Origin of the sequence: Pseudomonas sp. GM21 (assembly GCF_000282215.1) — a bacterium.
Lineage (GTDB): Bacteria > Pseudomonadota > Gammaproteobacteria > Pseudomonadales > Pseudomonadaceae > Aquipseudomonas.
On the sequence record NZ_AKJS01000092.1, the window covers coordinates 1 to 22,004 of the forward strand.

Below are 22,004 nucleotides of genomic sequence, written 5' to 3' on the forward strand. Positions count from 1 at the left end.
GCCGAACGCAGGCTTCGCCAGCTGCTACGGTCCGCGTTAAGGCTTAACTGATCGGCATTAGGGCAAGCCCGCTCCCACAGGGTTATGCGTCGGGGATAAAACTTGTGGTTGCCGTTGATCAAAATGTGCGAGCCTGCTCGCGATTGCGGTTTGTCAGTCAACTTATTTGCTGAATGTGCTGCCGTCTTCGCGACCAAGCCCGCTCCTAATCGAGCAACCGATCCTTTTAAGCTACTTTTTCCGATGCTTGCCGCTCCCGTTCGGCCACCAGTTTGCGGGTCAGGGGGATCAGGCGCTTGCCGTAGTCGATGGCGTCGTCGAGCGGGTCGAAGCCGCGGATCAGGAAAGTGGTGATGCCCAGGTCGTAGTAATCAAGCAGCGCTTCGGCTACTTGTTCCGGAGTGCCGACCAGAGAGGTTGAATTGCCTTGTGCACCCAGCAGGCCGGCGATGCCGGTCCACAGGCGCTTGTCCAGACGTGAGCCCTGGGCGGCAGCGGCGAGCAGGCGGCGAGAGCCTTCGTTCGGAGGTTCCCTGCGTACAAAACCGTTTTGCTCGGCCAGCGCGGTAGCTTGCTGCAGGATGTGCTCGGCACGTTCCCATGCCTGGGCTTCGGTGTCCGCCAGAATCGGCCGCAATGACAAACTGAAGCGAATGCTGCGGCCATGTCTGGCAGCCTCGGCGCGTACTTGCTTTACCACCTCGCGAACTTGTTCATAGGTTTCACCCCACAACGCGTACACGTCCGCATGCTTGCCCGCCACTTCGATGGCCACTGTCGAAGAACCACCGAAATACAGTGGAATGTGCGGCAGTTGCGCCGACTTCACCAGCGAATGCGCACCCTCCACTTGGTAATACTGCCCTGCGTAGTTGAAAGGCTTTTCGCTGGTCCATTCCTGGCGCAGCACATGAAGGTATTCGTCCGTGCGGGCATAGCGCTCGTCCTTGCCGATGTAGCTGCCGTCGGCGCGCAGTTCGCGATCATCGCCGCCGGTAATGATGTGCACGGCGGTGCGTCCGCCATTGAATACGTCGAGGGTAGTGAACTGTCGCGCGGCCAGGGTCGGCGCGACAAAACCGGGCCGATGGGCGATCAGGAACTTGAGGCTTTTGGTCACGCTGGCAGCGTGCGAGGCAATCAGGGTGCTGTCAGGGCTGTTGGAATGGAAGGCAACCAGGGCGCGGTCAAATCCGGCTTCCTCATGGGCGCGTGCCACTTTTTCCACGTAGTCGGGCTGCAGCACAGGCCCGCTGCGAGGGTGGATTTCCGAAGAATGGTGACCGCCGATGTAGCCGATGAATTCAATACTCATGGGAGCTCCTTTTCGTTGAATAGGCGTGATTCAAGCCTCCACCTGGCGTTGGGGTCGGTCTGTGGAATGCAAAATAGGCGTAGCAGGGCGCGGCTGTGAAATGCCGTTTGGTTCTAAGTTAATTATTAATTTAAAGAATGATGATTGTTTTTCAATATCAGCTAGGTGCATTTTAATCGGTGTCATTCATGCAGGCCGCAGCGGGGCAGGGATGCAGGTGTTTATTATGCAAATAATTTATCAGCTGAACTTTATATCTGATTTATAAGCATATTAGATTATTCCTAAAAAGAATTTCACTGAGGTTTTTTATGCGAATAGCATGAAAACCGAAGCTGACGCATGGCACCTCTGGCCATGTTTTTTGAGGAAGGAAGCCTGATGACTGAAAAGACCTTCGATACACAGAGCACCAATGGCTCGTTTTCCGTCAACAAGGCTGTTCGCCATCGCGGTGAGCTGCAGGGGGCGTCAAGGCTGTTGCCGCACTGGCTGCGCAACTGGCAGACACCTGAAGTCTTGCTGCGTTTACTCAGCCCCATCGGATTGTTGCTGTTATGGGAATTGGCGTCGCAATGGGGTCTGATCCCACAACGGGTCATCGCGGCGCCCTCGCAAATCGGCGGCACGCTTTGGGCCATGATCGCTTCCGGGGAACTGGGCAAACACTTGCTGGTATCGCTGCAACGGGCGCTGGTGGGTTTGAGTATCGGTGTCAGTCTCGGCGTGGTGGCTGCGCTGATCAGCGGCCTGTCCAAGCGCGGCGAGGTGGTCCTCGATTCACCGCTGCAGATGTTGCGCACCATCCCGTCGCTGGCTCTGGTGCCGTTGTTCATTCTCTGGTTCGGCATTGGCGAATTTACCAAGATTGCGCTGATCGTCGTCGGTACAACCTTCCCGGTGTACATGAATCTGTTCGCCGGCATTCGCAGCATCGACCCCAAGTTGATCGAGGCCGCCAACACCCTTGGACTGAGTCGTCGCGAACTGATCTGGCACGTGATCCTGCCGGGCTCGTTGCCCTCGTTTTTTGTCGGCTTGCGCTACTCCCTGGGAATTTCCTGGCTGGCGCTGGTGTTCGTCGAGCAAATCAACACCACCGCCGGCATCGGTTTTCTGGCCAGCGACGCGCGGGACTTCATGCGCACTGACGTCATCGTGATCTGCCTGCTTATCTACAGCGTCCTCGGCCTGTTGATCGACGGACTGATCCGCACGCTGGAGCGTTTTGCCCTGGCCTGGCGCCCAACTTTCGTGAGGAACTGATATGTCGAGCATCGATCTTTTGGACCCGTCGAAATCTGCCCATTCGGCAGCACCGGTACAACTGCGCAATGTGGTGCGCCAGTTCGGCGAGCAACGGGTCATTGATGGTCTGGACCTGGACATCGCACCGGGTGAGTTCGTCGCGTTATTGGGGGCCAGCGGCTCGGGCAAGACCACCTTGCTGCGGAGCCTGGCCGGCCTCGACAGTATCGACAGCGGTCAGTTACTGGTGCCAAAGGCGCGGGCGGCGGTGTTTCAGGAACCTCGTTTGATGCCCTGGAAACGTGCTTGGAAAAACGTGATTCTCGGGCTGCACATCCCCGACGCCAAAGCTCGCGCCGTGCAGGCACTGACTGAAGTGGGGCTGGCCCATCGGCTGGACGCTTACCCGGCCACGCTTTCCGGCGGCGAAGCACAACGTGTGGCACTGGCACGTGGTCTGGTGCGCGAACCCAAGCTGTTGTTGCTCGATGAACCGTTTGCCGCACTCGACGCGCTGACCCGGATTCGCATGCATCGGCTAATCATCGAATTGTGGCGCAAACACACCCCTGCGGTGTTGCTGGTCACCCATGACGTTGATGAAGCGATCCTGCTGGCCGATCGGGTCATCGTGCTGGCCAACGGCAAGATCGCCGAACAGGTGTCTATCGATCTGCCCCGGGCTCGCGACACCGGACAATCCGGTTTCCAGGCCATCCGTGCGCGTTTGCTGACTTTGCTGGGTGTGGAAGTGGAATCAGCTGCTGTCGCCGAGCGGCAGGCACCCACCAGTACCGCCCGGCGTTTCGCCCATGGTTGATGCAAATTCCAGTTTTTTTTTGATACAGGGAGATTCCACCATGTCGATATGCGTAAGGAAATCTGCAGTTGTGTTGTTATCGGCGGCTGCGTTGCTGCTCGGCGGTTGCGGTGAGTCGGTCGAAAGCAAAACGACTTCCGCTACCCGTTCAGACTTGTCCGGTGTGACGCTGGTGCTGGGTGATCAGGCCAAAGGCTTGCGCACTGTAGTGGAGGCGGCGAATGCGCTGGAGGGCATCGACTATAAGGTCGAGTGGGCGAACTTCCAGGGTGCCGCGCCGTTGTTTGAAGCTTTGCGCGCCGGTGCCGTCGATTTGGGGCCCGCCGGTGATACGCCGGTCCTTGCCGCTGCTACCGGGGGCACGCCGTTGCGTATCGTCGCGGTACGGCGCAGTCAATCAAGGAGCATTGCGATCCTGGTGCCAGCCGATTCGACCATCACTAAGGTGGCGGATCTGAAAGGTCGAAATGTCGTGGTGTCGTCGGCCCGAGGCAGCATTTCCCAATACCTGTTGATTCGCGCACTGGCCAATGCCGGGGTTGATGAGAAGGACGTCAACATCGGGTTCGTTTTGCCCACCGACGCCTTGTCTGCATTCAGCGCCGGGAAAATCGAAGCCTGGGCCACCTTTGGTATCTACCAGGCGTTTGCAGAACAGCAAGGCGCTCGGGTGTTGATCACCGGGGAGGGCATCAATACCGGACTGACCTTTATTACCGCCTCTGATGAAGTCCTCGCCGACCCGCTTAAGCGCAAAGCACTCAGTGACGTGTTGCAACGCTTTGCCAAGGCCTTCGAATGGGCTCGGCAGAACCCCGAGGAGTACGCGCGGGTCTTCGCCAAGGTCAACGATGTGCCGCTGGACGTCTCGACACGACTGCGCAGCTGGGGCGACGAATCGCTGTTGCCGGTCGAGCCACGGGATGTCCAGGCCTTGCAGCAAGTCGATGACCTGTTCGTGGAAAAGAAGATCTTTCCCCATCGCGTCGACGTGGAAAAGTTCACGGATACCACGGTGTTTACCGCTGTGCCTTTGACGGTGACGCAATCGCAGTCGACGCGGTAGTCCGGTTGGTTTTTTAAAGGCTGTCCGGATCCCCAAAAAACATCTGTATCCGGGAACGCAGCCAGCGTTCTCCCGGATCATTATCCTGCGACCCACGCCAGGCCATGTGCAATTCAAAACTGCGCACCGGCAGCGGCGGATCTTCAGCACGGACACCACCGGCCGCCGTCAGTGCATCGGCCGTATAGTCAGGCACCGTCGCCACAATATCGGTGCCGCTCAGCAGCGTGCTCAGCCCGTTGAACTGCGGTACCGCGAGCACGACATGGCGTTTGCGCCCGAGCTTTTCCAGTTCGTCATCGATAAAGCCGCTAAGGTCACCCGCGAACGACACCAGCGCATGCGGCCGGGCACAGAAGTCATCCAGGCTCAATGGCCCGGGCACGGTGTCGGCTCGCAACAGTTTCGGCATACTGCGGCGCAGCACCTTGCGTTTGGCGTTGGCCGGCAGATCGGCGGTGTAGCTGACGCCGATGGAAATCTCGCCCGAAGCCAGCAGGCTCGGCATCAGAATGTAGTTGGCCCGACGCACCACCAGCACGATCCCAGGCGATTCGGCGCGCAGGCGTTTGAGCAGCATCGGCAGCAGGGCGAACTCGACATCGTCCGACAGGCCAATGCGGAACACCGCGGTGCTGGTGGCCGGATCAAACTCTGCCGCACGGCTGACGGCCGTGGAAATCGAGTCCAGCGCGGGGGAGAGCAGTGCGAAGATTTCTATCGCCCGTGCAGACGGCTCCATGCTGCGACCGGTGCGCACGAACAGCGGATCATCGAACAGCCCGCGCAGGCGCGAGAGCGCCGCACTGATGGCCGGCTGGCCGAGAAACAGTTTCTCTGCAGCGCGGGTCACGCTGCGTTCGTGCATCAATGTTTCGAAAACGATCAACAGGTTCAGGTCGACACGACGCAGGTCATTACGATTCATCTGGAGTCCCTGGCAGAGTCATCAAGCTTGACGAGAGCGGCCATATAAGAACAATGGCCGGCATGAATCTTACGGGGAAAGGCTGCTACTCTGCACCGTGTAATTCAGTTTTTCCTGAAGGACCGCTTCGATTTTCACGACATTTTGACAATGTCGCCGGTGCTGCGGAATCAATGACAGGCATGTCGACTATTAATAGCCACTGATAGTCTTGGGTACAAAGCCCAGATAGAGTTCAGGGCATTAGAGGTTACTTTGACGAGGTTTGCGATGTCCCGCACGATCCGTTTTCACAAGTTTGGTCCGGCCGAGGTGCTCAAATGCGAAGAGCATGCGGCAGTACTTCCTGCTCCAGGCGAAGTGCAGGTGCGCGTCGAGGCGATTGGCATCAGCTGGTACGACACACTTTGGCGCCAGAACCTGGCCCCGTCTCACGCTCGCCTGCCTGCCGGTATTGGTCAGGAAATGGCCGGTGTAGTGACGGCGCTCGGCGAGGGCGTCGATGACCTGGCAGTCGGTGACAAGGTCGCCAGCTTTCCGGCCCAAAGCCCGAACGACTATCCGGTGTACGGCGAGCAAATTGTTTTGCCGCGCTCGTCACTGACCCTTTATCCGCAGGTGCTGAGTCCGATCGAAGCGGCCGTGCATTACACACCGTTGCTGATTGCCTACTTCGCGCTCGTCGATCTGGCTCGCGTCAAACCGGGGCAATTTGTCCTGGTGACCGACGCCAGCCATTGTGCCGGACCTTCGTTCGTACAACTGGGCAAAGCCTTGGGCGTTCGAGTGATTGCCGCCACCAAAACGGCGGAAGAGCGTGAATACCTGTTAACGCTGGGTGCCGAGAAAGTCATCGTCACCGAAGATGAAGATCTGCTCATGCGGATTAACAAAATCACGAACAACCGCGGTGTGGATGTGGTGTTCGACGGGTTGGGTGGTCCGCAGATGTCGCTGCTGGGCGATGCGCTCGCGCCGCGTGGCAGCCTGGTGTTATACGGCCTGCAAGGCGGTAACCAGACGCCGTTCCCGGCCTGTGCAGCGTTCCAGAAGAACATTCAGTTCTTTGTGCACTGTATCGGCAACTTCACGGGCAAGCCGGAGCTGGGCATCACTCAGGACCAGGCCGCACTGCAGCGCGCATTGCGTGACATCAACCAGTTGACCGCTGACCACGTGCTACTGCCGCTCAAGACTCGGGTCTTCCCGTTTTCCGAGTTTGTCGAAGCACACCGCTACATGGACGAATGCCCATGCCGCGAGCGGGTCGCCCTTAAGGTCGAGCCTGCGTAACACGTCCCCGAAAAATGTGGCGAGGGAGCAAGTTCCCCCGCCACACGTTTTTATTCTCCCTCCAAAATTATGAGGCTTCCCGTCAACCCATGATGGGGCCGTTCAGCAACTGAACTGGTTTTTGCCCTCAATCTGTATCTTCTAATCACCCTATAAGCCCCGATAATTGAATGATTACTTTCATCTCAAGGAATGAGCTATGGCCAGGTATCGGGCAGATACTTTTCAATGCGCCCCGGCAATACAAACTCAACAATTAGAGTGTCGTCGAACAGTTGCCGAAAAACTTAGGGTGACTTCTTTCTTTATTTGTCGTGCTACTTCTCTGTGGGACGCTGTCGGATATTTCCTAGGAACTCCCGCATCATCGCCAGGCGCCCGCTCTGTCGGGCCTGGAGGCCTGCGGCCGCCTGGCGGTTTGTCTGCCAGTTCTAATCGTTTCAAATAATGACTAAAAACTAAGTGTTAGCATTTGATATCAAGCACGGCACTCTAATCATGACGGGCAACCGATTGCGCAATGCAAAGCGTTGTTTGCGTGATATCGAACCTATGAGTAACAGGTAAACAATGATGACCAATACCCATGATCAGGCAATGAACTATGTTTATCAGCAAGTACTGCAGCGATTGCTGAGTTTCTTCTCACGGGCCGAACGCACTGCATTGCAGCTGTTGATTCAGCGCGTGGTGGTTGCTGCGGGTGGCATGGAACGTATTGGCGAGTTCAAGGTGCTGACAATCCAGACCGGGACACGTGACAGCTGTTACACCCTTGCACTGCTGCGCGCCGCGCAATTGAGCATAGCCGGCCGGGCACCCGCGACGTTCCAGCTGCGGGTGGCGACCTTGCGCTTGAACGGCACAGCCTCGACGGCCCTTGAAAACATCCATCGCAGCTGCAGTGCGTTGTTTCTTTATGATGATCCTCGGGTTGAAGTGTTGATGGTCGATAACCGCGAAGTCTTGCCGTTCAATCACGGGGTTGGAGTCTCTGAAGCCGGCCGCGAGTCAAATCGCCTCAATCTGTTGATGATCGGTCACCGCCGCACCTGGAACGGCCCCCTGGATCTGTGGGATGACGGCTACCTGGCAACGGGCGAGTTCTACGGGCAGATCGCCCGCTGGGAGCGGGGCGTCGATGCCTTGGTCAGTAGCGACTCACCGCGCCAGCAACAGCAGTTTATGGAGGGATTGAACCGTGCTGCGGCAAAGGCCGGCTTCCCGATGCCGGAGCAGCCTGAAACCGGCTATGAGCAGCTGTTCACGCGGCTTGATGAACTGGGCAGCGATTGCTATCGCGAGTTTTATTCCGGACATGAGCAGCCCGTGTGGCGCCCCGCAGAAAGTTTTGAGGCGTGTCGCCGCGCGACATTCATCGACATTCACGACATGCTGGTCAGCAACCTGGAAGAGCGCTGGCCGTTGCTGACCGAGTTTCTGAAGTATCAACCTGACGGGCTGACGTCTCAGGTTGGTGATAACGAATACGTCAGCCTTTCGATTTGCGCACACCTGCGTGGGCTGCAAGCCTGCTTCGTGCAGGGACATACGTACGAGGCCGGCATCAGCGATTATTTGCAGCGGCTATTGGTCATGATGCAGCGCAAGCAACTTTCAGAGCATGTGTGCGACCAGGCACTGCAGACGTACGGCAACCCGGCAGCCCTGTCGGATCAGCGCGAACTGGCGGCGGTCGAGGCGCAAAGAAACCTCGGCCTGAACGAAGCTCAACTGGTGTGTTTACTGTTTGCGCCCTTTGTCGAGAACGGCGCCTCGCTTGAACGTTTTCTACGCCAGTGTCATCCCGGCATGCTCGTGGCGTTGCCCGAACTGCATCGGGCCATGCAGGGCAAGCCTGCGCCCGAGCAGGTACTGCAATGGATGGTCGACGTCAGCGGGTTGCCCGTCAGCCTGATCGGTACGCTTTATCGCATGGGGCCGGTAGTCAGCGCCGAACCAGGGGACACGCTTCTCCAGGCAGAAGTGATGGCGATTAATGCCATGACGGGCGAACGGTCAACGGGACGTTGAAAGTGCCGGGCTTGATAGCACGCACTCAGCGCCAGCGGGACGAGCTCTGTATGCTCGACCATTGCTCATGAAAGGACCGCGAGAAACCGACTTCGCCTATCAGGCGGTGTACCGCTACCTGACTCATTTGATCAGCGAGCCGGTCAGCGACACGCGTGTGCGGCTTCCTTCGTTACGGCAGTTGGCGGAACGCCTGAGTGTATCGATCTCGACCATTCAGTACGCGTATTCGCTGTTGGAAAAGGAAGGGCGGGTCTATTCGGTGGCCAAATCCGGTTATTACGCGCTGCCCGTGTCGTTCATTCGGCCTGCGTGCAGCGGCAATGACCTGCTGGAGACTCTCTATGTCAATGCCAGACGCCCGGGAATGCTGGTTCTGAGCGCCGATGAACCGGCACTGCTGCAACCGTTGGACAGCCCGCTGTTGCTGCTTGAAAGAGAATTGTTGCGCCAGTATCCACGCCAGCCGCAACCGGCCTCTCAGCCCTGTGGCGAGCGGGAACTGCGTGCGGCCCTGGCGGCACGATATACCTCTTCTCCGGCACGCTGCTGGCACGCCGACGATGTCTACATCGGTGCTGATCTGCGGGGCGTCCTGGAAATATTGATCGCGGCGCTTCACCTCAAAGACTCCACGGTCGTGGTGGAGTCGCCTTGCGACTGGGCGATCCTGCGATTGTTTCAGGACGCCGACGTGCAGGTCATCGAATTGTCATTGCAAGCCGATGGCGGTATCGACCTTGAGCATTTGCAGACGCTGCTGGAAACCGAACCGGTGAGGCTGGTGATGTTGTCGTCCGGCCTGAACATGCCACGCGGCAGTATGGCCTGCGACAGCAATCGACAATCGACTGCGCAGTTGCTGGAGCGGCACGGCAGTTGGGTGTTGGAGAATGATTGTTACGCAGAACTCGAATTTGAACCGGGTCGGCCACGGTTTCGCGATTGGCTGGACCCTGAGCGATTGATCGTGTTCTCCACGTTCGAGAAGGTCATCGGGCCCGAAGCACCTTATGGTTATCTGCTGTCGCGGCAACTGCGAGGCGAACTGCAGCGGCACTTTCTGCTGAGATCGTTCCGGTTATCGCCGATCCGCCAGAAGGCCATCGCGCGTCTGTACAACAATGGACGAATCGATCAGCACTTGCTGATGCTGCGCCGGCTGCTCAAAGAGCGCAAAGTGCAAATGACCCAATTGCTGGAGGAGCGACTGGCAGACGCCTTGCACTTCGTCGACCCCCTGGGCGGCTCAACAATCTGGGTACGCTCGTTGCGGCGAGTGGATGTGCGAGGCGTGTTCCACCGTCTGCTCAAGCAGCAGGTAGTGGTGGCGCCGGGGGAATTGTTTAGTTTGCGTGGTCTGCATGGGCAACACTTGCGGCTGAGCCATACCTTTGGCGGTGAGCATGACCTCGCCGTTTCACTGGGCCTGCTGGGGGATGCCCTGCGTCTGGAGGCCACCGATTGAGCGAGGCCGTCAAACATGCTGAATCATCTTGAATCGATCCCATCGCGTTGCGGTTAAACTGCCAGTAAACTGCGTTCCAATTCCTGACCCGTCTATTCCAGAGGTTTTGCATGACACTCAGTTCCTTTGCGGGCAAAACGGCACCGGCAGAATTGCTGGTCGACATCCCGCGACTGGTAACGGCTTACTACACTGGCCAGCCTGACGCCGCCATCTCTACCCAACGTGTAGCCTTTGGCACCTCCGGGCACCGAGGCAGTTCGTTCGACCTGAGTTTCAACGAATGGCACGTTCTGGCAATCAGTCAGGCGATTTGCCTGTACCGCGAGGCCCAGGGCATCGACGGCCCGTTATTCGTCGGGATCGACACCCACGCACTGTCCACGCCAGCGGGTGCCAGTGCCCTGGAAGTATTGGCCGCCAACGGCGTCACCGTGATGATTGCCGAAGGTGATGAATACACACCGACCCCGGCCATCTCTCACGCGATTCTTTGCTACAACCGTGGCCGTACTTCCGGACTGGCGGACGGTATCGTCATTACGCCGTCACACAACCCGCCGCAAAGCGGGGGCTACAAATACAACCCTACCAACGGTGGCCCGGCCGATACCCATATCACCAAGTGGATCGAAGCCAAGGCTAACGAGCTGCTGGCAGCCAGACTCGCTGGCGTCAAACGCATCAGCTACGAGCAGGCGCTGAAAGCCAGCACAACCCATCGTCACGATTACTTGAACACCTACGTCGCCGATCTGATCAACGTGATCGATTTCGACGCCATCCGGGATGCCAAGCTGCGTCTGGGCGTTGATCCGCTGGGCGGAGCAGGGGTGCGCTACTGGTCGGCGATTGCCGAGCACTACCGTCTGGACCTCGACGTAGTCAACAAACAGGTCGACCCGACGTTCCGCTTCATGACCGTCGACTGGGATGGTCAGATTCGCATGGACCCATCGTCCACCCACGCGATGCAAGGCCTGATCGGTCTGAAGGAACGCTTTGACGTGGCCTTTGCCTGCGACCCGGATCACGACCGCCATGGCATCGTTACGCCGTCCGGTGGTTTGCTGGCGCCTAACAATTACCTCGCGGTATCCATCGACTACCTGTTCCAGAACCGCCCTCAGTGGCGCGCCGATGCTGCCGTGGGAAAAACCGTGGTCAGCAGCGGCTTGATTGATCGCGTGGCCAAGCGTCTGGGCCGCCGTTTGTATGAAGTGCCGGTCGGTTTCAAATGGTTCGCTGACGGTTTGTTCGACGGCTCGCTGGGCTTTGGCGGTGAAGAAAGTGCTGGCGCCTCGTTCCTGCGCAAGGACGGCAGCGTCTGGTGCACCGACAAGGATGGATTGATCCCGGCATTGCTGGCCGCCGAAATGACTGCTCGCACCGGTCGCGATCCAAGTCAGGCCTATCGCGCGTTGACTGACGAACTCGGCGAGCCGTTCTCGGTACGCGTGGATGCCAAGGCCAACCCGGAACAGAAAGCCTTGCTGAGCAAACTGTCACCGGATCAGGTCACCTCGACCCAACTGGCGGGCGAAGCGATCCAGAGCATCCTCAGTCATGCGCCAGGCAACGATCAGGCCATTGGCGGCCTGAAAGTCATGACCGAAAATGGTTGGTTCGCGGCACGTCCGTCGGGCACAGAAGACATCTACAAGATTTACGCCGAAAGCTTTGTGAGTGATGACCACCTCAAGCAGTTGGTGGCAGAGGCTCAAACGCTGGTGGATGGCGCAATCGCAGCCAAGTAATCCAGACGGCAAAAAGGGGCGATCATCACGGTCGCCCCTTTTTTTTGCCTGGCGTTTATCGAATCAAGCCAGGTCAACCAGGACGATTTCGCTGTCCTCAATAGCCGTCACCCGCAACAGCTGCTCATCGGCCACCGCAACACCGTCTCGAGCTTGCGCACGTAAGCCATTGACTTCAATCACCCCAGTGGCGGGAACCAGGTAAGCTCGGCGACCACTGTCGAGGCGATACTCAGCAGATTCACCGGCCTTCAGGTTCGCTGCCACCAAGCGTGCATCGGCACGGATTCGCAGGCTCTGATCATCGCCGGATTTGCCACTGGCCAAGGTCACGAAGCCTTCACGTTCACCTTTCGGGAACGGCTTGGCGCCCCAGGACGGCGCCAGGCCGGATTCGTTCGGGATAATCCAGATCTGGAAGATCTTGGTCGGCGTCGCTTCCAGGTTGTATTCGCTGTGGGCGATGCCCGTACCAGCGCTCATGACCTGAACGTCGCCGGCTTCGGTGCGGCCCTTGTTACCCAGGTTGTCTTCGTGAGTAATCGCGCCTTCACGCACATAAGTAATGATCTCCATGTCCCGGTGCGGGTGTTTTGGGAATCCGGTGCCGGAGGCAATCACGTCATCGTTCCACACTCGCAGGTTGCCCCAGTTCATACGCTTGGGATCATGGTACTCGGCGAACGAAAAGTGATGATGGGCATCCAACCAGCCGTGATGGGCGCCGCCCAGGGAGCTGAAGGGTCTGAGTTCGAGCATGGTCATCTCCTGAAAGGGGGTTAATGGCGAGCATCATCTATTAGCTACGCATCGATAAAAAGCGTAAAAAATGCCGCATTACAATCGAATTAGTTGATGTTAATGACCCTCGTAATTCTCTTGCCCAACCTTCACTTCATCGCATAAGCCAATGACCTAAAAGCATTTCACTAGAACTCAAGGGCAAATGCAGACACCATAGCCCTCAACAGCCTCACACCCTGGAGTCAGCCCGCGTGCCGCAACACACCCCCGATCTTCCTCCTGAACTTCGTCCTCTGGCCGAGATGCCGTTGCTCAAGCGTCTCGCCGCCCGATTCTTCGGTCATGGCTTGACCCGCCTGCGTGCGCAACATCGCGCTTCCTGGTTGCACGGGCAGGCTGACGGCTTTCGCAGCGGTCACAGCGCGGGGTGTGATTACGGCTTCCAGGAAGGAAAACTTGAGGGGCTGGAAGAAGGTCGGCAGGTACTGCTGATCCGCGATTCGCGCTCCACCGAGCATCGGCCACCCAACGTTGATGACAATCTGTTTGACGATTGGCGACTGCCATTGAGCGCTGAACTGAAGAAACGCATGAAGGCCGATGTCGCCCGACTCTTGCCACCCCATGCCCAGCCGAGCGTTGCGCAGTGGAAGATGATTTTCAGTGACACACCCTCGACGTCGGTGATTGCCGGGGCGGGCGCCGGCAAATCGACCACACTGGTGTTGCGTATTCTATTGCTGACCCACTATTTGGGCTTCGAGTTGAGCTCGATGACGGTGGTGACCTTTACCCGCGAGTCGCGCAAAGACTTCATCAATAAACTGATCGAGCTGTTTGGGGTGTGGGGCCGGGCGCTTAGCTTAAAAGAAGCGCGTGATCTGGTGCGCACCTTTCACTCGCGCATTCTGCCAATGGTTCGCAGCCTGCCAGGGTTCGAACGACTGCAAGCCTTCGAAAACCTCAGCAACCGCCTGCAAACTGGCGAGGAAGAGGTCGACAGCAATCCGTTCGACCTGCGTATCAATGACGCTCAGCGACAGCAGCTCAACGCCTGCTATCACCAGCTTCATATTCGCGATGAGCGCTTTCGCGAGTTGATCAAGCCTTTGTCCCGCCACGCCTTGCAGCTCAAGGAGCTGGAGCGCGACCATCCCGATGTGCAAAAACGCGTGGCTGTGACCGAACTGGCGGCCAAGCGCGACGAAGAGCTCTGTGACGCCATTGAAGATCTGTGGTTTCGCGCGGGCGCCTGGCCGATCAAAGGCATTGAACCCAATCGTCAATCTTTCGATATCAATGGCTCGACGTTCCGTTGCCACGGCTACATCCCGAGCCTGGATGCGTGGGTCGTACTGGGTTTCGATCCTCGGGAGAACCCGCAAGTCTGCCGCCCGAATGCCAAGCTGACCGTTCGGGCGGAGTGGGCGGTTAAACGCACCCTGTTTCAAGCTTTCTGTCGTAAGCCATTGATATGGCTTGATAGTTATGAATCATCGAGGCGCGTTGTGGCCTCTTTGGCAGGCGATGCCAGCGCGGGGCCGGGTTTTGATTACAAGGTCAAAGGCGAGCTCGCTTCTGCACCGTTGTTGGACTGTTTTGTCGCGGCGGCCGGGTTTATTGAAAATTTGGGGCTGGATGTTCCGAACGCCGTTGGCCAGATGAGTTTCGCCAAGGACGACCCTGACAGGTTCTTCTTCGAAGCCTTGAGCCTGTTCTGGCGAGCGCTGGAAGATCATCTGCTGGATCAAAAACCGCCGGTGATGACCTACAACCGGATGTTCGCCTTGTTCAGCGAGCATTCTCCGGAAAATTTGAAGCTACTCAGCGACGAACTGCTGCGGCCACTGTCGCACCTGATGATCGACGAATTCCAGGACGTATCGCCACAGATCGTTTCCTGGATTCGTGCCAGTCTGGCCGAAATCCGCAGCCGAGGCCCCGCCATGCATGTCGGTCGGGGGGCGCAACGCTCGTCTTTGCTTTGCGTGGGGGATGACTGGCAGTCCATTTACGGCTGGCGCGGCAGTTCGCCGACGTATTTCATGGACTTCAACAAAGAGTTCCCTTCACCGAGCACCACCAAAGTCATGCTCAGTGACAACTATCGCAGTCATCAGCACATTATCGACGCCGCCGAGCATATCGTCCGGGCAGCGCCGGCTATCGCGGGCAAGAAAGCCAAAGCCTGCGGCGAGCCTAAAGCGTTGTTGCCGGTCAACGTTCTGGATCGAGACGATCAGGGCATGGCCCAACGCTTGATTGAGCATTACCGAAAGGGTGATTCAATCTTGATGCTGTATCGAAAAAGTAGCGATAAGCTATTGATTGAACAGTATATTCAAGCTGTAGTTAATGTAGATTCTAGCTTGCCTTTTGAAGCGCGACGTCTCAAACAGCTGACCTACCACAGCGCCAAAGGCTTGCAGGCTGACGCAGTGTTTTTGCTCGGCGATTGTCAGCATTTGACCAGTTCCCCCTACAAGAACCAGGTTTACCGTATGGCGGGACTCGGCAAGGCCGGCGACAGCGAGCCGTACGACAGCGCACAAAAAGACGAAATCCTGCGCTTGGCTTACGTCGGCATCACCCGGGCAGTGAGTCACTGCTACTGGTATGTCGAGGGGCAGGACATGGCGGCGAACATGCCCAAGGCGTCTGACCGTATCGGCAAGGGGAAAACGTTTTTTGCCGATCATCGAGTCAGCCAGAAACTGGCGTAACCCTGAGTCGTCGCCCAAAAAAAAAGCCCACATAAAGTGGGCTATTAATTAAGTGTTCAGCCTTCAGGCATAACTTCTGAGGGCCACAGGTGGAATGAATGCCTCAAGCTCATCCTCGACAGCTTCAATGATTCGCTCGACATCCGCCGCATTCATGACCGTTGCGCAAGGTATACCGGCAATGGCGATCATGGTCTCGCCACTGGCGCGATCAAACAACCGGGCAATCATGCTGCCCGGTGCGTCCATGCTCGCCTCGAATCCCATGGGATGAAAATGCCAGCGCATCAGCTGGCAGGCGTTCGGAAACGTAACTTTGCTGAAAGACCCTTTATTCATATATAGCCCGCCTTCTTCATCGAGCGCTTCCTTTAGCTCATGTTAGGAGGGAAGAGCCTTCAATGGCTCAACCGGTGACTGCCTTTAAAAGTAGCACTCGAATGTGAAATTCATGTGATTTTTTTTAGGCCGTTGGGCGGGTCGTCGATTCTATTTGGTGAAGGCCACCTGGCCATTTTTTTCAGCCATTGAACCCAGTGGCGAAGTTCGGCAAGCTCGGCGTTTTCCCGTTGAGATCTTTATGCACCCCGAAGAAGATGGGCCACAGCAAACCCGGGCCACGGGCGAGACGGTCCTGCGCTACCACTTGTGCTGGAAACACCGCGATCTGGACGGTGTGATGGCGCTTTATCACCCAGACATCCGGTATCACGATTTTTTCCAGAACCGAGTGATGGGGCTCGCCGAACTGCGCGAGTACGTGCGCGTCAACATGCCTCGTAATCCGGGTGAAGCGCTGGAGCATTCCGACCGGATTCGCCTGGACGGCAATACCGCATTTATCCAATACCGGATGACGTTGCGTGGTGGCGAGGGGCTGGTGTCCTTTCACACCAGCGAGGCAATCACGGTCCGTGACGGGTTGATCTGGCGAGTCAACGAATACGCCACGCTGGTCCATGAGCAGTCATCCAGCAAGGCAACGAAGACCCTGCGTCCGGCCGTCAGTCGGCTCGGGCTGTCCCCGCGCCAGTTGAGCGTCATGGCTGATGACTTGCAACAGTATTTCCAACGCCAGCAACCCTACCTGGACCCCGAACTCGATCTGCAACGGGTGGCGAAGGAGTGCGGCTACAGTCGCAACCAGATTTCCTACTTGTTGAATCAAGTGCTGGGCCAGAGTTTCTATCGCTACGTTAACCTGGCGCGCCTGCAACACTTGCTCGGCATGCTGGACACTGTTGCGCCGCCGTTGCGCATCGACGAGCTGGCATTTGCCGCGGGGTTCAATTCGCTGTCGGCGTTCTACACCTGTTTTCGCCAGCACACCGGTCTGACGCCCAAGGCGTACGCCAAACAAATTTCCTTGCGTGCCCGCGCGCAAGACAGCCACTGAGTCCACGCACTAGGATCGACGTCATCGTAGTTTGAGTGGCGGAGTCTTGCATGTCGGCGTGGCGCACTATCAGTTTGTGGATGGATCAACTCGACGAGCCGCTGTTGGCCCGACCGGCACTGGAGCACGATCTCGACGTCGACGTGGCCATCATTGGCGCGGGGTATACCGGGCTCTGGACCGCGTATTACCTCAAGCGTCTGGCGCCGGGACTGGACATCGCCATTGTCGAAGCGCAAACCGCCGGTTTCGGCGCGTCGGGCCGTAATGGCGGCTGGTTGATGGGCAACCTGTTGGGTGAAGACCGTTTGCTCGCCGGCTTGTCTGAGGACCAACGCCGCGCCTCATTCGACTTGCTGCACAGCATTCCTGATGAAGTAGAAGTCGTGCTGGAGCGTGAAGGCATCGCCTGCGATTTCCGCAAAGGCGGGGTGCTTTACTGTGCCGCACGCTACCCCGAGCAGGAAGCCAGCCTGCGCCGCTATCTGGATGACCTCTACCGCCAGGGCCTGACCGAAAGTGATTACCGCTGGCTCAGCCCCGAGCAATTGGCGCAACAGATCAGAGTTGCGAAGCCTTATGGCGGTATCTATGCACCGCACGTTGCGACCATCCACCCGGCAAAGTTGGTGCGTGGTTTAGCACGGGCAGTGGAGAGCATGGGGGTCAGAATCTATGAAAACAGCGCGGTCATGCAGTGGCAGTCGGGGAGCTTGCACACCGCCAAGGCGGCGGTTCGCAGTCGTTGGATTGTCCCGGCCGTAGAAGGTTACGCGACGACTCTGCCGCCGCTGGGGCGTTATCAAATGCCGGTGCAAAGCCTGATCGTCGCCACCGAGCCACTGTCCGCGGCGACCTGGGACGAAATCGGTCTGAGTCGCGGCCAGGCCTTCAGCGAGAGCAGCCGCCAGGTGACTTACGGCCAACGCACTGCCGACAACCGGCTGGTGTTCGGGGCGCGGGGTGGTTACCAGTTTGCCGGCAAGTTACGCCATGACTTCGACCTGACGGCCGGCGAAGTGGAGTTACGACGCTATCTGTTCGGCGAGCTCTTCCCGCAACTGAAGAATGTGCAAATCACTCACGCCTGGGGCGGCAATCTTGGCATGTCGCGGCGCTTCAAACCGCACATGCTCTGCGATCGCGCCAGCGGCATCGCCTTGTCTGGCGGTTATGGCGGCGAAGGCGTCGGTGCCAGCAACCTGGGCGGCAGAACCCTCGCTGACCTGATTCTTGAACGCGATACCGAGTTGGTGCGCCAGCCGTGGGTCACGCCGCAGGGCGGGCTTGACACACTCAAGGCCTGGGAGCCGGAGCCCTGCCGCTGGCTCGGTTACAACGCGATCATCCGCAGCTTCGTCCACGAGGACCAGACCCTGGCCAACCCGGCTACCGCACCCTGGCGCCGCAAGCTGGCCAGCGGGGTCGCGGGGTTCATGGAAGGTTTCATGCAATAAACAGCGCTTTCTCCATCGACAGGTACGCCCATGAGCATCACGCAATTCAAGAACACCGCCAGCCTTAAACTCGAAGAATCCAACCCGGTTGCTGTGCCACTGGGATTACCCGTGGCAGTGGCTTCGACCACCAGCGTCGAGCGCGACGATAGTGTCGAAACCGGTGTCTGGGAATGCACCCCCGGACGTTGGCGCCGGCAAATCGTGGCTCAGGAGTTTTGTCACTTCATCCAGGGCCGTTGCACCTTCACCCCGGACGGCGGTGAACCCCTCTACATAGAAGCTGGCGATGCACTGATGTTGCCAGCCAACAGTCTCGGCATCTGGGATATCCAGGAAACCGTGCGCAAAACCTACGTTTTGATTTTTTGATCTTCTGATTGCCTGCCAATAACAAAAGCCCCTACAGGAATCGACCCATGATCCGAAAGACACTGACACTGGCGCCACTTGCACTCGTCGCGACCCTTGGCCAGGCGGCCGAGACGGTCAAAATCTACAACTGGTCCGACTACATCGCCCCGGACACCACGAAAAATTTCCAGAAAGAAACCGGCATCGCCTTTACCTACGACGTCTACGACAGCAACGAAACCCTCGACGGCAAGTTGATGACCGGCAAATCCGGGTACGACGTCGTGTTCCCATCCAACCATTTCATGGCGCGACAGATTGAAGGGGGCGCACTGAAGAAACTTGACAAGAATCAGCTGCCGAACTGGAAGAACCTCAACCCGGTGCTGCTCACGGCGTTGCAGACCAACGATCCGGGCAACGAGCATGGTTTTCCGTACCTGTGGGGCAGCACGGGTATTGGCTACAACGTCGCCAAGGTCAAGGCCGTGCTGGGCGACAACGCGCCGGTGGATTCCTGGGATCTGATCTTCAAACCCGAGAACATGGAAAAGCTGAAAAAATGCGGCGTTGCCATCCTCGACAACGGCCCGGAAATCTTGCCCGCAGCCCTGAACTACCTGGGCCTGCCGCCTCACAGTAAAAACCCGGAAGACTATAAAAAGGCCGAAGCGCTACTACTTAAAGTCCGGCCTTACGTCAGCTATTTCCATTCGTCCAAGTACACCAGCGACCTGGCCAACGGCGACATCTGCGTGGCGGTCGGCTTCTCCGGTGACATCCTGCAAGCCGAGAATCGCGCCAAGGAAGCCAACAACGGCATCGACATCGGTTACGCCATTCCCAAGGAAGGCGCCGCCATCTGGTTCGACATGGTCGCCATGCCCACCGATGCCCCGGACGAGAAGGCCGGCTACGCCTTCATGAACTACCTGTTGCGCCCGGACGTCATGGCCAGTGTCAGCAACCATGTGCACTACGCCAACGGTAACGAACAGGCCGACAGTCTGATCGACCCGACAATCAAGAACGACACCAAGGTTTATCCGAGCCCCGAGATGATGGGTAAGCTGTTCGCACTGGAGGCGATGCCGCTAAATATTGACCGGGTTCGTACGCGGGTGTGGAACAAGATTCGGACGGGGAGTTAGTCACCCCTATTGGCCCCTACCTGTAATTTCTGACAGTAGATGCTCGCCGAAGCAAATCATAGAGTTAAACCCGCAGGCATGGAGCCTGCAGGAGAGAGCTCTATGAAAAAGTCAGCATTCAGAAAGATGATCGAAGATGAAATTGACGGCGCAGCCGGGAACTTCATGGCGAAAGGCACCACATCCGATGACATCGCTTTCGGGCGATTGAATGTATTACTGAGCCTTCGTCGAACCCTGGACAACAAGACGACGCCCGAAGACATCGGAATGGGGGGCGCGTTTAACGATATTCTCCAGCTGTTGAGGGTGCTCGATGGCAACGAGACAATTTTCTCTGGAATTGCAGCTTAGCGGATGATTTGCCACACAGCGCCGGGGAAGCCACGCTTCCCCGCTACTGCTATTTTTGCTTATGCTTCGTTGATATCAATACACTGGCGCTTCTATTAATCAGTCCAACAAAATGAGACACACTAGACAAAAAACAATCTTGTTGTATTTAATATTTAAATGACTAATCGTCATACAATTTGCGCAAATTCATAAAAGCTAAACAAACTTTCGACAGCACAGGCGTCAATGACGGGCGCTTGCTGGATTCGCACAGTTTGACGTAAAAAAAACACTAGACGTTTGATTTCAACTTGTGTCAGTTTTATTTCTCCTTTCATTGGGCGAGTGATAGGACGATCTCGCCAGAGATCGTCGCTATCTGACAAAAACTGTTCCATAGCCAAACAAGGAAGTGTGTTTATGTCGAAAGTAAAGAACAATGCTATTGATCTGGCCGAACAGGCCATAACCCCCTTGCAAGCATTGGCTGCGCCGAGTTCTGCGTTTAGTCAGATCGACAGTTTCAGCCATCAGTATGACCGCGGTGGCAATCTCACGGTCAATGGCAAACCTTCATACTCCGTCGACCAGGCAGCGACCCAATTGCTGCGCGACGGTGCTGCCTACCAGGACAAGGACGGCAGCGGCAAAATCGAACTGACCTACACGTTCCTGACCTCGGCGTCATCGAGCACCATGAACAAGCACGGGATTACCGGCTTCAGTCAGTTCAGCACGCAGCAAAAAGCCCAGGCGGTACTCGCCATGCAATCCTGGGCTGATGTAGCCAACGTTACCTTCACCAATAAGTCTACGGGTGGTGACGGTCACATGACCTTCGGCAACTACAGCGGTGGCCAGGACGGCGCTGCGGCATTTGCTTATCTGCCCGGCACGGGCCGGGGGTATGACGGTACTTCCTGGTATCTGACCAACAGCAGCTACACACCCAACAAGACGCCGGACTTGAACAATTACGGACGTCAAACACTGACCCACGAAATCGGTCACTCGTTGGGCCTGGCCCACCCTGGCGACTACAACGCCGGTGAGGGCGCGCCGACTTACAATGACGCCACCTACGGGCAGGATACCCGCGGTTACAGCGTCATGAGCTACTGGAGTGAAAGCAATACCAGCCAGAACTTCAGCAAGGGCGGTGTCGAAGCGTATTCGTCCGGCCCGCTGATGGACGACATTGCAGCCATCCAGAAGCTCTACGGAGCCAATACCACCATCCGTACCGGTGACACCACGTACGGCTTCAACTCCAACGCCGGTCGCGACTTCCTGAGCGCTTCGTCAACGTCGGACAAGGTCGTGTTTTCGGTGTGGGATGCAGGCGGCAAAGATACTCTGGATTTCTCCGGTTTCACCCAAAACCAGAAAATCAACCTCAATGAAGCCTCGTTCTCCGACGTTGGCGGCCTGGTGGGCAACGTTTCCATTGCCAAGGGTGCAATCATCGAAAACGCGATCGGCGGTTCGGGCAACGACCTGCTAATCGGCAATGCCGTCGCCAACGTACTGAAGGGCGGTGCCGGCAACGACATCCTCTACGGCGCAGGCGGTGCGGACAAGCTGTGGGGCGGTGCCGGTTCGGACACCTTTGTGTTCGCCGCCAGCAGTGACTCCAAACCGGGTGTCGCGGATCAGATCCTCGATTTTGTCAGCGGCCTGGACAAGATCGACCTGACCGGTATCACCCAAGGCGCAGGCCTGCATTTCGTGAGCTCGTTCACCGGTGCGTCAGGTGATGCCGTATTGACCACTTCGGGCGGTAACAGCCTGTTGTCGGTGGACTTCTCCGGGCACGGCGTGGCTGATTTCCTGGTCAGCACCGTCGGCCAGGCTGCGTTCTCGGACATCGCAGCCTGATGTAAGGCGATAAGGAGGGTGGCGCCGATGCGCTGC

The 22,004-nt window shown here is 57.6% G+C and carries 19 protein-coding genes; 15 read left to right on the plus strand and 4 right to left on the minus strand.

Annotated features, from left to right (window positions below):
• Positions 1-226: 226 nt before the first annotated feature.
• Complete coding sequence (locus PMI22_RS14235) at positions 227-1,315, minus strand: LLM class flavin-dependent oxidoreductase (RefSeq protein ID WP_007946059.1); 1,089 nt, start codon at positions 1,313-1,315, stop codon at positions 227-229.
• 25 nt (positions 1,316-1,340) lie between these two features.
• Here PMI22_RS14235 and PMI22_RS31370 point away from each other — a divergent pair, with 25 nt between their 5' ends.
• The 4 genes from PMI22_RS31370 (at position 1,341) to PMI22_RS14220 (ending at position 4,449) form a co-directional block, all read left to right on the plus strand.
• Positions 1,341-1,583, plus strand: a complete 243-nt coding sequence (locus PMI22_RS31370; RefSeq protein ID WP_157214435.1) for a hypothetical protein — start codon at positions 1,341-1,343, stop codon at positions 1,581-1,583.
• 113 nt (positions 1,584-1,696) lie between these two features.
• Positions 1,697-2,581: an ABC transporter permease gene (locus PMI22_RS14230; protein ID WP_007946060.1), complete on the plus strand. Its 885-nt coding sequence runs from the start codon at positions 1,697-1,699 to the stop codon at positions 2,579-2,581.
• Position 2,582: 1 nt separating this feature from the next.
• Entirely contained in the window at positions 2,583-3,383 is an 801-nt protein-coding gene (locus tag PMI22_RS14225; protein WP_007946061.1) for an ABC transporter ATP-binding protein, read from the plus strand.
• A 40-nt stretch (positions 3,384-3,423) separates the two neighbouring features.
• Positions 3,424-4,449 carry an ABC transporter substrate-binding protein gene (locus PMI22_RS14220; protein ID WP_007946062.1) on the plus strand — a complete coding sequence of 342 codons (1,026 nt, stop codon included), beginning with the start codon at positions 3,424-3,426 and terminating at the stop codon, positions 4,447-4,449.
• A 13-nt stretch (positions 4,450-4,462) separates the two neighbouring features.
• Here PMI22_RS14220 and PMI22_RS14215 read toward each other — a convergent pair whose 3' ends face one another.
• Positions 4,463-5,377 carry a LysR family transcriptional regulator gene (locus tag PMI22_RS14215; protein ID WP_007946063.1) on the minus strand — a complete coding sequence of 305 codons (915 nt, stop codon included), beginning with the start codon at positions 5,375-5,377 and terminating at the stop codon, positions 4,463-4,465.
• Between the two features lie 270 nt (positions 5,378-5,647).
• On the opposite strand from PMI22_RS14215, the gene PMI22_RS14210 reads away from it, so the two are divergent.
• The 4 genes from PMI22_RS14210 to pgm all read left to right on the plus strand — a co-directional run bounded on the left by PMI22_RS14210 (position 5,648) and on the right by pgm (position 11,929).
• Positions 5,648-6,670, plus strand: coding sequence for a zinc-dependent alcohol dehydrogenase family protein (locus tag PMI22_RS14210; protein WP_007946064.1), 1,023 nt, complete (start codon positions 5,648-5,650; stop codon positions 6,668-6,670).
• Between the two features lie 573 nt (positions 6,671-7,243).
• Positions 7,244-8,704 carry a hypothetical protein gene (locus PMI22_RS14205; RefSeq protein ID WP_033049274.1) on the plus strand — a complete coding sequence of 487 codons (1,461 nt, stop codon included), beginning with the start codon at positions 7,244-7,246 and terminating at the stop codon, positions 8,702-8,704.
• Between the two features lie 67 nt (positions 8,705-8,771).
• Positions 8,772-10,172 (plus strand): aminotransferase-like domain-containing protein, encoded by a 1,401-nt coding sequence (locus tag PMI22_RS14200; RefSeq protein ID WP_007946066.1) that lies wholly within the window; start codon positions 8,772-8,774, stop codon positions 10,170-10,172.
• Between the two features lie 110 nt (positions 10,173-10,282).
• The gene (gene pgm, locus PMI22_RS14195; protein ID WP_007946067.1) at positions 10,283-11,929 is read left to right on the plus strand and encodes a phosphoglucomutase (alpha-D-glucose-1,6-bisphosphate-dependent); all 1,647 of its coding nucleotides are present in this window, start codon (positions 10,283-10,285) and stop codon (positions 11,927-11,929) included.
• Positions 11,930-11,992: 63 nt separating this feature from the next.
• Here pgm and PMI22_RS14190 read toward each other — a convergent pair whose 3' ends face one another.
• Positions 11,993-12,688 (minus strand): pirin family protein, encoded by a 696-nt coding sequence (locus PMI22_RS14190; RefSeq protein ID WP_007946069.1) that lies wholly within the window; start codon positions 12,686-12,688, stop codon positions 11,993-11,995.
• A gap of 236 nt (positions 12,689-12,924) precedes the next feature.
• Here PMI22_RS14190 and PMI22_RS14185 point away from each other — a divergent pair, with 236 nt between their 5' ends.
• Positions 12,925-15,396: a UvrD-helicase domain-containing protein gene (locus PMI22_RS14185; protein WP_007946070.1), complete on the plus strand. Its 2,472-nt coding sequence runs from the start codon at positions 12,925-12,927 to the stop codon at positions 15,394-15,396.
• Between the two features lie 63 nt (positions 15,397-15,459).
• Here PMI22_RS14185 and PMI22_RS0129425 read toward each other — a convergent pair whose 3' ends face one another.
• On the minus strand, positions 15,460-15,735 hold the full coding sequence (locus PMI22_RS0129425; protein WP_027923219.1) for a DUF1652 domain-containing protein: 276 nt from the start codon (positions 15,733-15,735) through the stop codon (positions 15,460-15,462).
• A gap of 241 nt (positions 15,736-15,976) precedes the next feature.
• On the opposite strand from PMI22_RS0129425, the gene PMI22_RS14180 reads away from it, so the two are divergent.
• The 6 genes from PMI22_RS14180 (at position 15,977) to PMI22_RS14155 (ending at position 21,968) form a co-directional block, all read left to right on the plus strand.
• Positions 15,977-16,792 (plus strand): helix-turn-helix domain-containing protein, encoded by an 816-nt coding sequence (locus tag PMI22_RS14180; RefSeq protein WP_007946073.1) that lies wholly within the window; start codon positions 15,977-15,979, stop codon positions 16,790-16,792.
• A 50-nt stretch (positions 16,793-16,842) separates the two neighbouring features.
• On the plus strand, positions 16,843-18,249 hold the full coding sequence (locus PMI22_RS14175; protein WP_007946074.1) for an NAD(P)/FAD-dependent oxidoreductase: 1,407 nt from the start codon (positions 16,843-16,845) through the stop codon (positions 18,247-18,249).
• A gap of 30 nt (positions 18,250-18,279) precedes the next feature.
• A complete protein-coding gene (locus tag PMI22_RS14170) occupies positions 18,280-18,621 on the plus strand; it encodes a cupin domain-containing protein (RefSeq protein ID WP_007946075.1) in 342 nt (113 codons plus the stop codon).
• Between the two features lie 47 nt (positions 18,622-18,668).
• Positions 18,669-19,754, plus strand: a complete 1,086-nt coding sequence (locus PMI22_RS14165; RefSeq protein WP_007946076.1) for a polyamine ABC transporter substrate-binding protein — start codon at positions 18,669-18,671, stop codon at positions 19,752-19,754.
• A gap of 102 nt (positions 19,755-19,856) precedes the next feature.
• The gene (locus PMI22_RS14160; protein WP_007946078.1) at positions 19,857-20,108 is read left to right on the plus strand and encodes a hypothetical protein; all 252 of its coding nucleotides are present in this window, start codon (positions 19,857-19,859) and stop codon (positions 20,106-20,108) included.
• Between the two features lie 402 nt (positions 20,109-20,510).
• On the plus strand, positions 20,511-21,968 hold the full coding sequence (locus tag PMI22_RS14155) for a serralysin family metalloprotease (RefSeq protein WP_007946079.1): 1,458 nt from the start codon (positions 20,511-20,513) through the stop codon (positions 21,966-21,968).
• The last annotated feature ends 36 nt before the right edge of the window (positions 21,969-22,004 follow it).